Here is a 12,777-nt window from a genome sequence, read left to right as displayed (position 1 = left end):
TCCCGGCGAAGCTGGCTTCGCCGAGAAGTGTCCACCATGTCCCCGCACACCCGTCAACCATGTGTCCGGTCCGTACATGTCTTTACAAAAGTGACCCGCCGTAAGGGCGGAACCCTAAGCCGCCGTTACCGCAGCAACGGATATGTACACCACCAAAAGACCGCCATCGCAGGCAAGCCAGCTCCCACAGTCGGACTGTGTTGCACATCAGCATCAAAGCGCAGCCTTGACCAGCATCCCCGCAGCCACCACCACACACAGGCTGGCAAACCCCACCTGCAACGCCCGCGCCGGGATCACCGAACACAAACGCCGACCGGCCAACATGCCGACAATACTCGCACCGATAAACACCCAGCCCATCGGCTCAATACTCACACCGGCCTGCATCGACCCAGCCACGCCGATCAGCGAAATCAGGCTGATCACCATCAAAGAGGTGGCGACAATCCCGCGCATCTGCACATCGGTCAGTTGCTTGAACGCCGGCACGATCAGGAAACCACCGCCCACGCCAAGCAAGCCCGATACCGCGCCAGTTACCGCACCCAACGCGGCCAGAGTGGCACTGCATTTGGCAGTCCAGGCCAGGCGCCCGGTCTGCTGGTTGAGCATGCAGTTTTTCTGGCCCCAGGACGCGGCGCCATGGTCGCTTGGCCCGGCCTCGACCTTTTCGCGTTGCAACATGCGCCACGCCACCAGCACCATCAAGGCGCTGAACAGGCCCATCAGCAGGTGTTCGGGCAACTGGTGCGCAATAAACACACCCAGTGGCGAAAACAGCGCACCGAGCAAGGCGATCAATAACGCGGCGCGGTAACGCACCAGGCCATGGCGCAACCCGTCAATGGCGCCGACCGCCGCCGCTGCGCCCACGGCGAGCAACGACACCGGGGCTGCCTGGGTCATGGTCAAGCCCAGCCCCAGCACCAACGCCGGCACTCCGAGGATGCCACCGCCCGCGCCGGTCAGGCCCATGACCAGGCCCATCAATAAACCCAACAGACTTGCCAGCAGCATTTAATCCACCTTGCTCAGGCGGGTCAGCCACTCGCGGCCCTTGAGCATGCCGTTCCAGTAGAACCACGGCAGCAGCGTGGCCTTGAGGAACCACATCGAGCGACGTGCCTGGGTCGGGTCCAGCGGGAAGGTCGGCAGCAGCTTGCCGCCATAGCCGAACTCGGCCAGCACCACCTTGCCCTTCTCCACCGTCAACGGGCAGGAACCATAGCCGTCGTACTTGAGCGGCAGCGGCGCCTGTTTGCGCAGGGCCAGCAGGTTTTCGGCCACCACCACGATCTGCTTGCGCACGGCGGCTGCGGTCTTGGCGTTGGTGGTGCCGCACACATCGCCGAGGCCGAAGATATGCGGGTAGCGCAGGTGTTGCAGGCTGTGCGGGTTCACCTCGCACCAACCGGCGGGGTCGGCCAACGAGCTCTGGCGGATAAAATCCGGGGCAACCTGCGGCGGGACCACGTGCAACAGGTCGAAGGATTTTTCTTCGACGGTGGCCTTGCCTTCGGCGTCTTTGACTTCAAACCAGGCTTTGCGCGCCGGGCCATCGACCTTGACCAGGTTGGCGTTGAACGCCAGGCGGGCGTTGTATTTCTCTACGTATTTCATCAACGGCGGCACAAAGGTCGCCACCCCAAACAGCGCAGCACCGGCCAGGTTGAATTCGACGTCGATGTTTTTCAGGTTGCCCTGCTTGAGCCAGTGATCGCAGGACAGGTACATGGCCTTTTGCGGCGCGCCTGCGCATTTGATCGGCATGGCTGGCTGGGTGAAGATCGCCTTGCCGCTCTTCAATTGCTGCACCAACTGCCAGGTGTAGGCCGCGTGCTCGTAGCTGTAGTTGGAGGTCACGCCGTTCTGCCCAAGGGTCTGTTCCAGGCCGTCGATTTTTTCCCAGGCCAGGCGCAGGCCGGGGCACACGATCAGGTTGTTCCAGCTCACGCGCTGGCCGTTGTCGAGCACCAGGGTTTGCTCGTCGGGCAGCAACTCGGCGACAGCGGCCTGCACCCAGGCGACGCCATTGGGCAGTACGTCGGCCAACGGCCGTCGGGTCTTTTTCAGGTCGTAGGCGCCGCCACCGACCAGCGTCCAGGCCGGCTGATAGCAGTGATAGTCGTTAGGTTCGATCAGGGTGATGTTCAGCTGCGGGTCGCGTTTGAGCAAGCTGGCCAGCAGGCCGATGCCTGCCGAGCCGCCGCCGATGACTACGATGTCGCCACTGATGGTCGGTCCCCAGTGTTGCTCGGTCATGGTCTTTTGCCTTTTATCGTCAATGCACACAAGGGTCGTTGCCGTATGGCGTCACGCCCAGCTTTTTATGACCGCGCCGCAGTACAAGCCGGACAAGGTCTTCATCACTTGAATCACTTCGTGGCTGGCCAGCCCGTAGAAAATGTATTTACCTTCCCGACGGGTGGCGACCAACCCTTCGTCACGCAAAATGCCCAACTGTTGTGACAGTGTGGGCTGACGCACGCCGGTCATGGTTTCCAGATCGCCGACGTTGCGCTCGCCCTGGGTCAACTGGCACAGGATCAACAGGCGGTCCTCATTGGCCAGTGCCTTGAGCAAGGAGCACGCCTTGGACGCCGATGCGCGCAACTGGGCGACTTCGCCCTCACTCAGAGTAGATTCCATTTGCCTCGGGTCCTTTATGTCACTTAAGCTCAAAACATTATGTGTAAACGTAAACTGATTGTAACCACTTTTTTCGCTTCCGGGGACCGCCGCCATGCCAGCGTTGATTCAAGCCTTTCTGGACGAGGCATCGTCGACCTTCACCTACGTCATTTATGAACACGATGGCGGCCCGTGCGCCATCGCCGATTCGGTACTCAATTACGACCCCGCGTCCGGGCGCACGGATACCGCCCAAGCCGATAAAGTCATCGCGTTCGTGCGTGAGCACGGCTTGCAGGTGCAGTGGCTGCTGGAAACCCATGCGCATGCCGATCACTTGTCCGCTGCGCCTTACCTGCGCCGCACGCTCGGCGGCAAAATCGCCATCGGCCAATCCATCAGTAAGGTCCAGGATGTGTTCAAGAGCCTGTTCAACCTGGAGCCGGAATTCCGCGTCGATGGCTCGCAGTTCGACCACCTGTTTGCGCCGGATGAAATCTTTCATATCGGCAACTTGAAGGCCCAGGCGCTGCATGTGCCTGGCCACACCCCGGCCGACATGGCGTACCTGATCGACGGTCGTTTGATTCTGGTAGGCGACACGCTGTTCATGCCGGATGTAGGCACCGCGCGTTGCGACTTCCCTGGTGGTGACGCGCGACAGTTGTATGCGTCGATGCGCAAGCTGCTGGCCTTTCCATTGGAGACTGAACTGTACGTGTGCCATGACTACCCGCCTGAAAGCCGCGAGGCCAAGTGCCTGACCACGGTCGCCGAGCAGCGCGCGGGCAATATTCATGTGCATGACGGGGTGGATGAGGCGGCGTTTGTAGAGATGCGCACCCAGCGTGATGCCGGGTTGGGAATGCCGACGCTATTGCTGCCGGCGATTCAGGTAAATGTGCGCGCGGGGAATATGCCGCCGGCGGAAGCAAACGGGGTGACGTATCTGAAGATTCCGCTTAACCAACTGTAAAAAGCGCCGATTCCTTTGTGGGAGCTGGCTTGCCTGCGATAGCGATGCATCAGTAACCCGTGTGTCAACTGGCCCACCGCTATCGCAGGCAAGCCAGCTCCCACAATTGTCCTGTGTTGTGTCAGGAACCCAGGCTGATGCCATTAGCCGGCAACGGCAGCGCGGTCTTGTAGCGCACCTGCTTGAGCGCAAAGCTCGAGCGAATATTGGCCACGCCCGGCACCTTGGTCAGAAAGTCCATCATGAAACGCTCCAGCGACTGGATCGTCGGCACCAGCACCCGGATCAGATAATCCGGGTCGCCCGCCATCAGGTAACACTCCATCACTTCCGGCCGGTCAGAAATCGCGCCTTCGAACTGCTGCAATGCCAGTTCATTCTGCTTTTCCAGGCTCACATGAATGAACACATTCACGTGCAGCCCCAGCAGATCGGCGTCCAGCAACGTGACCTGATCACGGATAAGCCCCAATTCCTCCATGGCCTTCACCCGGTTAAAGCATGGCGTGGGCGACAGGTTGACCGAACGGGCCAGGTCGGCGTTGGTAATGCGGGCGTTCTCCTGCAGGGCATTGAGAATGCCGATATCGGTACGGTCCAGTTTGCGCATGAGACAAAATCACCTGTTTATTATGTTTATGCAGTTTTTTTATCCGCAAATGGTCTTGAGCGCAATGAAACACAGATAAATATTCTTCTACGCCACGCCTATGATGTTTGTAGGACAAGATTTCTCCTATCCGGAGACTGACTGTCAGCTAGCGCGCCCACTACAAGAAATTCACAAGATCGAGCGTAGAAAGCCATGAACCAGCCGTATGCACCACTGCGCCTGCACGTTCCCGAACCCTCGGGCCGCCCAGGCTGCAAGACCGACTTTACCTACCTGCGCCTGACTGACGCAGGTACGGTGCGCAAACCCGCCATCGACGTAGAACCCGCCGACACCGCTGACCTGGCCAAGGGCCTGATCCGCGTGCTTGACGACCAGGGCCAGGCTCTTGGCCCGTGGGCTGAAGGGGTATCCGCCGAGATCATGCGTAAAGGCATGCGCGCCATGCTCAAGACGCGCATCTTCGACAACCGCATGGTGGTCGCACAGCGTCAGAAAAAAATGTCGTTCTACATGCAAAGCCTTGGCGAAGAAGCCATCGGCAGCGCCCAGGCCCTGGCCTTGAATATCGACGACATGTGCTTCCCCACCTACCGCCAGCAAAGCATCCTGATGGCCCGCGAAGTGCCGCTGGTGGACCTGATCTGCCAACTGCTGTCCAACGAGCGCGACCCGCTCAAGGGCCGTCAGTTGCCAATCATGTATTCGGTCAAGGACGCCGGGTTCTTCACCATTTCCGGCAACCTCGCCACCCAATTCGTGCAAGGCGTGGGCTGGGGCATGGCCTCGGCGATCAAGGGCGACACCAAGATTGCCTCAGCCTGGATCGGCGACGGCGCCACCGCCGAATCGGATTTCCACACCGCCCTCACCTTCGCCCACGTGTACCGCGCGCCGGTCATTCTCAACGTGGTCAACAACCAGTGGGCCATCTCCACCTTCCAGGCCATCGCCGGCGGTGAAGCCACCACCTTCGCCGGACGCGGCGTGGGTTGCGGCATCGCCTCCCTGCGTGTGGACGGCAACGACTTTATCGCCGTGTATGCAGCGTCTGCCTGGGCCGCCGAGCGTGCGCGCCGCAACCTTGGGCCAACCCTGATCGAGTGGGTCACCTACCGCGCCGGCCCGCACTCCACCTCGGACGATCCGTCCAAATACCGCCCGGCCGATGACTGGAGCCACTTCCCGCTCGGCGACCCGATTGCGCGCCTCAAACAGCACCTGATCAAGATTGGCCAGTGGTCCGAAGAAGAGCACACGGCGGTCAGTGCCGAGCTTGAGGCCGAAGTGGTCAAGGCGCAGAAAGAAGCCGAACAGTACGGCACCCTGGCCGGCGGCCAGATTCCAAGCGCCGCGACCATGTTCGAAGACGTTTATAAAGAGATGCCGGAGCACTTGAAGCGCCAGCGTCAAGAGTTGGGGGTCTGACATGAACGATCACAACAACAGCATCGAATTGGAAACCGCCATGACCACCACCACCATGACCATGATCCAGGCCCTGCGCTCGGCCATGGATGTGATGCTTGAGCGTGACGATAACGTGGTGGTGTTCGGCCAGGACGTCGGCTACTTCGGCGGCGTGTTCCGTTGCACCGAAGGTTTGCAGACCAAGTACGGCAGCTCGCGGGTGTTTGACGCGCCGATCTCCGAAAGCGGCATCGTCGGCGTTGCCGTGGGCATGGGGGCCTACGGCCTGCGCCCGGTCGCCGAGATTCAATTCGCTGACTACGTGTACCCGGCCACCGACCAGATCATCTCCGAAGCCGCCCGCCTGCGTTATCGCTCGGCCGGCCAGTTCACCGCCCCCTTGACCATGCGCATGCCGTGCGGCGGCGGCATCTACGGTGGCCAGACCCATAGCCAGAGTATTGAAGCGGTGTTCACCCAGGTCTGCGGCCTGCGCACAGTGATGCCGTCCAACCCGTATGACGCCAAGGGCCTGTTGATCGCCTCGATCGAAAACGACGACCCGGTGATCTTCCTCGAGCCTAAGCGCCTGTACAACGGCCCGTTCGATGGCCATCACGATCGCCCGGTCACACCCTGGTCCAAACACCCGCAAGCGCAAGTGCCGGACGGTTACTACACCGTACCGCTGGACGTGGCCGCCATCGTGCGTCCGGGCTCGGCGGTGACGGTGCTGACCTACGGCACCACCGTATACGTGTCGCAAGTCGCCGCCGAAGAAACCGGCATCGACGCCGAGGTCATCGACCTGCGCAGCCTGTGGCCGCTGGACCTGGAAACCATCGTCAACTCGGTGAAAAAGACCGGCCGTTGCGTGGTGGTGCATGAAGCCACCCGCACCTGCGGCTTTGGTGCCGAACTGGTGTCGCTGGTGCAAGAGCATTGCTTCCATCACCTGGAAGCGCCGATCGAACGCGTCACCGGTTGGGACACGCCCTACCCGCACGCGCAAGAGTGGGCGTATTTCCCAGGGCCGTCCCGCGTGGGCGCGGCGTTGAAACGGGTCATGGAGGTCTGAATGGGCACGCACGTTATCAAGATGCCGGACATTGGCGAAGGCATTGCAGAAGTTGAACTGTCGGTATGGCATGTAAAAGTCGGCGACCTGGTGGTTGAAGACCAGGTGCTGGCGGATGTGATGACCGACAAGGCGATGGTGGACATTCCCTCGCCGGTGCACGGCAAAGTGATTTCTCTGGGCGGCGAGCCCGGCGAAGTCATGGCGGTGGGCAGTATTTTGATCAGCATTGAAGTCGAAGGCGCCGGGAATGCCAAGGATGCGCCGGTGGTGGCTGAGCCGGTGAAAGCTGCGCCAGCGCCAGTGGTTGAAGCCAAGCCAACGCCTGCGCCTGTGGCTGAAGCAAAGCCAGTTGCCAAACCTGCTGCGGCACCGGTTGCGCGTGACGCGAACGAACGCCCGTTAGCTTCGCCTGCCGTGCGCAAACACGCGCTGGATGCCGGCATTCAGCTGCGTCTGGTACAGGGCAGCGGCCCGGCAGGTCGGGTGCTGCACGAAGATCTGGACGCTTACCTGCAACAAGGTGCAACCCAGGCTTCGGCAACCGCCAACCCTTACGCCGAACGCAATAGCGAAGAACAGATCCCGGTGATCGGCATGCGCCGCAAGATCGCCCAGCGCATGCAAGACGCCACCCGCCGCGCCGCGCATTTCAGCTACGTGGAAGAAATCGACGTCACGGCGCTGGACGAGCTGCGCGTGCACCTTAATGAGAAGCACGGCGCCACGCGCGGCAAATTGACCTTGCTGCCGTTTATCGTGCGCGCCATGGTCGTGGCGTTGCGTGACTTCCCGCAGATCAACGCACGCTACGACGACGAAGCCCAAGTCATCACCCGCCTGGGCGCGGTGCATGTGGGCGTCGCCACCCAAAGCGATGTGGGCCTGATGGTGCCGGTGGTACGTCACGCCGAAGCCCGCAGCCTGTGGGGCAACGCCGAGGAAATCGCACGTTTGGCCAGCGCCGCGCGCAATGGCAAGGCCAGTCGCGATGAACTGTCGGGCTCGACCATCACCCTGACCAGCCTCGGCGCGTTGGGCGGCATTGTCAGCACGCCGGTGCTGAACCTGCCGGAAGTCGCCATTGTCGGCGTCAACCGCATCGTTGAACGGCCGATGGTAATCAAAGGCCAGATCGTGGTGCGCAAGATGATGAACCTCTCCAGCTCCTTCGATCACCGTGTGGTCGACGGCATGGACGCGGCGCAATTCATCCAGGCCATTCGTGGCCTGCTCGAACAACCCGCCAGCCTGTTTTTGGAGTAAGGCATGCCTCAGACATTGAACACCACGCTGCTGATTATCGGCGGCGGCCCTGGCGGTTATGTGGCGGCGATCCGTGCCGGCCAACTGGGCATCCCGACCATTCTGGTCGAGGGCCAGGCGCTCGGCGGCACCTGCCTGAACATCGGCTGCATTCCCTCCAAAGCCTTGATCCACGTGGCCGAGCAGTTCCAGCAAACCGTGCACCACAGCCAAGGGTCGCAACTGGGCATTGAAGTGGATGTGCCGACCCTGGACATCCGCAAGAGCGTGGAATGGAAAGACGGCATTGTTGATCGCCTGACCACCGGCGTGGCCGCCTTGCTCAAGAAGCATAAAGTGCAGGTGATCCACGGCTGGGCCAAGGTGGTGGACGGCAAGACCGTCGACGTCGGCGACCAGCGCATTCAGTGCGAGCACCTGCTGCTGGCCACCGGCTCGAAAAGCGTCAACCTGCCGATGCTGCCGATTGGCGGGCCGATCATCTCGTCAACCGAAGCACTGGCGCCGACCCGCGTGCCCAAGCGCCTGATTGTGGTGGGCGGCGGCTATATCGGCCTGGAGCTGGGCATTGCCTATCGCAAGCTCGGCGCCGAGGTCAGTGTGGTCGAGGCACAGGAGCGTATCCTGCCGGCCTACGATGGCGAACTGACGCTGCCGGTGGCCGAATCGCTCAAGCAGTTGGGGGTCAAGCTGTACCTCAGCCACAGCGTCACCGGTTTCGAAAACAACAGCCTGCAGGTACGTGACCCGAACGGCGACACGCTGTCGCTGCAAACCGATCAGGTGCTGGTGGCCGTGGGCCGCAAACCCAACACCCAGGGCTGGAACCTCGAAGCGCTGAACCTGGCGATGAACGGCGCGGCGATCAAGATCGACAACCGTTGCCAGACCAGCATGCGCAATGTGTACGCCATCGGCGACCTGAGCGGTGAGCCGATGCTGGCGCACCGGGCCATGGCCCAGGGCGAGATGGTCGCCGAACTGATCAGCGGCAAACACCGCGAATTCAACCCGGCCGCCATCCCGGCGGTGTGCTTCACCGACCCGGAACTGGTGGTGGTCGGCAAGACCCCGGACGAAGCCAAGGCGGCCGGCCTGGACTGCATCGTGTCGAGCTTCCCGTTTGCGGCCAATGGCCGGGCGATGACCCTGGAGTCTAAAACCGGCTTTGTGCGCGTGGTCGCGCGGCGTGACAACCACCTGATTGTCGGCTGGCAGGCGGTGGGGGTTGGTGTGTCCGAGCTGTCTACGGCCTTTGGCCTGTGCCTGGAGATGGGTTCGCGCCTGGAAGATGTGGCGGGCACGATCCATGCGCATCCGACCCTCGGCGAAGCGGTTCAGGAAGCGGCTTTAAGAGCATTGGGCCACGCGCTGCACCTGTAAAACCGTGGTGAGGCCATCGCAGGCAAGCCAGCTCCCACAGGGCAATGTATTCCAAATGTGGGAGCTGGCTTGCCTGCGATAGCGGTGTATCAGCCAATACACACGCTCAATGGTCCGCCCACCTGCTCCCACACCGGCCAAGAATGAAGTATTGTTGCGCCCATCCAGTAAAAAACCGACAAGCCTGCCTTCGACCAGGCGGTTGACCAGAGATAGAGGGTGTCATGGGTAACGAAAGCATCAATTGGGACAAGCTGGGTTTTGACTACATCAAGACCGACAAACGGTTTCTCCAAACCTGGAAAAACGGCGAGTGGCAAGCGGGCACCCTGACCGACGACAACGTGCTGCACATCAGCGAGGGTTCCACCGCCCTGCACTATGGCCAGCAGTGCTTTGAAGGCCTCAAGGCCTACCGCTGCAAGGACGGCTCGATCAACCTGTTCCGTCCGGACCAGAACGCCGCCCGTATGCAACGCAGCTGCGCACGCTTGCTGATGCCGCATGTGACCACCGAAGACTTCATCGAAGCCTGCAAACAAGTGGTCAAGGCCAACGAGCGGTTCATCCCGCCGTACGGCAGTGGCGGCGCGCTGTACCTGCGCCCGTTCGTGATCGGCACCGGTGAAAACATCGGCGTGCGTAGCGCACCGGAGTTTATCTTCTCGGTATTCGCCATCCCGGTCGGCGCCTACTTCAAGGGCGGCCTGGTGCCACACAATTTCCAGATCTCCACGTTCGACCGCGCCGCGCCACAGGGCACCGGCGCCGCCAAGGTCGGTGGCAACTATGCCGCCAGCCTGATGCCGGGCGCTGAAGCAAGGAAATCCGGTTTCGCCGACGCGATCTACCTGGACCCGATGACCCACTCGAAAATCGAGGAAGTCGGTTCGGCCAACTTCTTTGGTATCACCCGCGACAACCAGTTCATCACGCCGAAGTCGCCTTCGGTGCTGCCAGGCATCACCCGCCTGTCGCTGATCGAACTGGCCGAGACCCGCCTGGGCCTGAAAGTGGTCGAGGGCGACGTGTTCATCGACAAACTGGACCAGTTCAAGGAAGCCGGCGCCTGCGGCACCGCTGCCGTGATCTCGCCAATCGGCGGCATCCAGTACGACGGCAAGCTGCACGTGTTCCACAGCGAAACCGAAGTGGGCCCGATCACCCAGGCGCTCTACAAAGAACTGACCGGCGTGCAGACCGGCGACGTTGAAGCGCCAGAGGGTTGGATCGTCAAGGTCTAACCCCAAAAAACGCAAAACCCAATGTGGGAGTGGGCTTGCCAGCTCCCACATTTGATTTCGGTGTGCTCACACGTCCTTGGGAATATTCACCGCAATCTTCTTGCCCATGCTGATCCTCGGCTCCACCCCATACCCCAACGCCTCGTAGAACCCCACCACCGCGTCATTGCCGCCCGTAATCTGCAGGTTGATTTTCATGCAACCCAACGCAGTCAACGCCTGCTCGGCATAGCGCACCAGCGAAGCACCCAGGCCCTGCCGACGATAATCGCGGTGCACCGCCACCGAATACAACCAGCCGCGATGCCCGTCATAGCCGGCCAGAATAGTGCCGATCACGGCCTTTTTATCCGTCGCCACAAAGAACAACCCATCGTTTACCGCCAGCTTTTTGTCGATTGCCAGGCTTGGCAGGTTGTGCGCGGTGTCATAGCCAAACGCCTGCTGCCACAGCGCCACCACCTGGGATCGGTGCGGACGATCGCGATACGGCCCGATGGGATGGCGCGATAACAAGGCCTTTTCCATCACCAGCGTGCGCTCATTGCCATGGTAAACGTCGCGTACCGTGTGAAAGCCCAGCTTGGTATAAAACGGCTCGGCCGTCAGCGATGACGGCACGCTCAGGACCGTCACCCCGGCTTCAACGGCCCGCAGCTCAATCTCGATCATCAGCAGCCGGCCAATGCCCTGCCCTTGCAACGCCGGGTTGACGAATACCGAGCGCACCACATTGCCATCAAGGGCGGCGGTGGCGACGATCATCTGATCCTGGGTCGCCACCAGCACCACCCGGCGCTGGAGCAAGGCCAGCACGGCGTCGGGTGTGAAGTTGCTGGCAACCCGAGCAATCACATCTGCCGGGTAGTCCCGCGCATTGCTGCTGTGCAAGGCTGCCAGGATGACCTGGCTGATGCCCTCGGCATCGGTGGGTTGGGCAAGACGAACAGCGGTAGACATGCATTCTCCTTCCTGGCTCGGGTTTCGCGACCGCCACCATACTAATGTGGGAGCTGGCTTGCCTGCGATAGCGGTCTGTCAGTCAGCGCATCTGGCGCAGACAGACCGCCATCGCAGGCAAGCCAGCTCCAACAGTTTGATTGCATTTCAACTCGCCAGCCGATTCGGCTGCCCTACCCCACTTTTCAGCTTTCCCGGCTGAGCCGCCCCGCTATATCAGCCGGGATTCACCCGCCACAGCGCACAAAATAGCCCCACTGCTCACCCCATGGATTCGTGCCCCCATGCAAACCACCAACACTGTCTTGATGATTCGCCCGGCGCGCTTTGCCTTCAACCCGGATACCGCGATCAACAACCACTTCCAACGCCAGCCACTTGACCCGCTGAGCGCGCAGCAAAAAGCGCTGCAGGAGTTCGACGGCTATGTCGATACCCTGCGCCAACATGGCGTAGAGGTGCTGGTGGTGCAAGACACCCCGGCGCCCCACACGCCCGACTCGATCTTCCCCAACAACTGGTGGAGCAGCCACGCCGATGGCAGCCTGGTGCTGTACCCGATGGAAGGCCAGAACCGACGACTGGAGCGCAACAAAGGTGTGCTGCAAGTGCTGGAGCAGCGTTTTGCGATCCGTAGCACCATCGACCTCAGCCCCCTCGAACAACAGAACATCTTCCTCGAAGGCACCGGCAGCATGGTGCTCGACCGCCAGCACCGTATCAGCTATGCCTGCCACTCCGGGCGTACCCACCAAGACGCCTTGCGCCAGTTCGCCGAACGCCTCGACTACCAACTCTGCGTCTTCCACGCCGTCGACCGCCACCACGCGCCGATCTACCACAGCAACGTGATGATGAGTGTCGGCCGCGACCTCTCGGTGGTGTGCCTGCAAGCCCTGCCCGATGCCAGCGAACGCCAGGCCCTGGAGCGCTCGCTGCGCGACACCGGCAAAGACATCCTTGCCCTCGACTTCGACCAGCTCGAAGCCTTCGCCGGCAACATGCTTGAAGTCCACGACCGTGACGGCCAGCCGCTGCTGGTGATGTCGGCCAGCGCCTGGAGCGCCCTGCACCCGGCCCAGCGCACGCATGTAGAACGCCACACCCGCCCGGTGGTGGTGAACATCGACAACATCGAACGCATCGGCGGCGGCAGTGCCCGCTGCATGCTGGCGGAAGTGCACCTGCCCGCCCGCGCCTCATTTCAATAAGG

The 12,777-nt window shown here is 61.6% G+C and carries 12 protein-coding genes; 7 read left to right on the top strand and 5 right to left on the bottom strand.

Translation table 11 applies throughout. From position 1 onward, the window contains the following. Window positions 1-213: 213 nt before the first annotated feature. Genes AOA62_RS24130 through AOA62_RS24120 form a run of 3 tightly spaced genes read right to left on the bottom strand, consistent with a single transcriptional unit; the run spans window position 214 to window position 2,652 of the window. Window positions 214-1,020 (bottom strand): sulfite exporter TauE/SafE family protein, encoded by an 807-nt coding sequence (locus AOA62_RS24130; RefSeq protein WP_017136251.1) that lies wholly within the window; start codon window positions 1,018-1,020, stop codon window positions 214-216. Then, window positions 1,021-2,265, bottom strand: a complete 1,245-nt coding sequence (locus AOA62_RS24125) for an FAD/NAD(P)-binding oxidoreductase (protein WP_017136252.1) — start codon at window positions 2,263-2,265, stop codon at window positions 1,021-1,023. It abuts the gene before it with no gap. Window positions 2,266-2,316: 51 nt separating this feature from the next. Then, entirely contained in the window at window positions 2,317-2,652 is a 336-nt protein-coding gene (locus AOA62_RS24120) for a metalloregulator ArsR/SmtB family transcription factor (RefSeq protein ID WP_099549988.1), read from the bottom strand. Between the two features lie 94 nt (window positions 2,653-2,746). Here AOA62_RS24120 and AOA62_RS24115 point away from each other — a divergent pair, with 94 nt between their 5' ends. Next, window positions 2,747-3,610, top strand: a complete 864-nt coding sequence (locus AOA62_RS24115; protein WP_017136254.1) for an MBL fold metallo-hydrolase — start codon at window positions 2,747-2,749, stop codon at window positions 3,608-3,610. A 121-nt stretch (window positions 3,611-3,731) separates the two neighbouring features. Here AOA62_RS24115 and bkdR read toward each other — a convergent pair whose 3' ends face one another. Next, window positions 3,732-4,220 carry a Bkd operon transcriptional regulator BkdR gene (gene bkdR / locus AOA62_RS24110; RefSeq protein WP_017136255.1) on the bottom strand — a complete coding sequence of 163 codons (489 nt, stop codon included), beginning with the start codon at window positions 4,218-4,220 and terminating at the stop codon, window positions 3,732-3,734. Window positions 4,221-4,415: 195 nt separating this feature from the next. On the opposite strand from bkdR, the gene AOA62_RS24105 reads away from it, so the two are divergent. The 5 genes from AOA62_RS24105 (at window position 4,416) to AOA62_RS24085 (ending at window position 10,604) form a co-directional block, all read left to right on the top strand. Further along, complete coding sequence (locus AOA62_RS24105) at window positions 4,416-5,651, top strand: 3-methyl-2-oxobutanoate dehydrogenase (2-methylpropanoyl-transferring) subunit alpha (protein WP_017136256.1); 1,236 nt, start codon at window positions 4,416-4,418, stop codon at window positions 5,649-5,651. Window position 5,652: 1 nt separating this feature from the next. Continuing rightward, complete coding sequence (locus tag AOA62_RS24100) at window positions 5,653-6,711, top strand: alpha-ketoacid dehydrogenase subunit beta (protein WP_017136257.1); 1,059 nt, start codon at window positions 5,653-5,655, stop codon at window positions 6,709-6,711. After that, entirely contained in the window at window positions 6,712-7,977 is a 1,266-nt protein-coding gene (locus AOA62_RS24095; protein WP_017136258.1) for a dihydrolipoamide acetyltransferase family protein, read from the top strand. It abuts the gene before it with no gap. A gap of 3 nt (window positions 7,978-7,980) precedes the next feature. Continuing rightward, window positions 7,981-9,360 (top strand): dihydrolipoyl dehydrogenase, encoded by a 1,380-nt coding sequence (gene lpdA / locus AOA62_RS24090; protein WP_017136259.1) that lies wholly within the window; start codon window positions 7,981-7,983, stop codon window positions 9,358-9,360. A 224-nt stretch (window positions 9,361-9,584) separates the two neighbouring features. Further along, window positions 9,585-10,604, top strand: a complete 1,020-nt coding sequence (locus tag AOA62_RS24085) for a branched-chain amino acid aminotransferase (protein WP_017136260.1) — start codon at window positions 9,585-9,587, stop codon at window positions 10,602-10,604. Between the two features lie 66 nt (window positions 10,605-10,670). Here AOA62_RS24085 and AOA62_RS24080 read toward each other — a convergent pair whose 3' ends face one another. Next, window positions 10,671-11,564 (bottom strand): GNAT family acetyltransferase, encoded by an 894-nt coding sequence (locus tag AOA62_RS24080; RefSeq protein WP_080593749.1) that lies wholly within the window; start codon window positions 11,562-11,564, stop codon window positions 10,671-10,673. Window positions 11,565-11,848: 284 nt separating this feature from the next. On the opposite strand from AOA62_RS24080, the gene ctlX reads away from it, so the two are divergent. Then, on the top strand, window positions 11,849-12,775 hold the full coding sequence (gene ctlX, locus AOA62_RS24075; protein ID WP_099549987.1) for a citrulline utilization hydrolase CtlX: 927 nt from the start codon (window positions 11,849-11,851) through the stop codon (window positions 12,773-12,775). The last annotated feature ends 2 nt before the right edge of the window (window positions 12,776-12,777 follow it).

The organism is Pseudomonas sp. 2995-3, from assembly GCF_002742565.1.
Classification (GTDB): domain Bacteria; phylum Pseudomonadota; class Gammaproteobacteria; order Pseudomonadales; family Pseudomonadaceae; genus Aquipseudomonas; species Aquipseudomonas edaphica.
The sequence above is the reverse complement of the archived record's forward strand: the minus strand, read 5'-3'. Positions and strand labels throughout refer to the sequence as shown.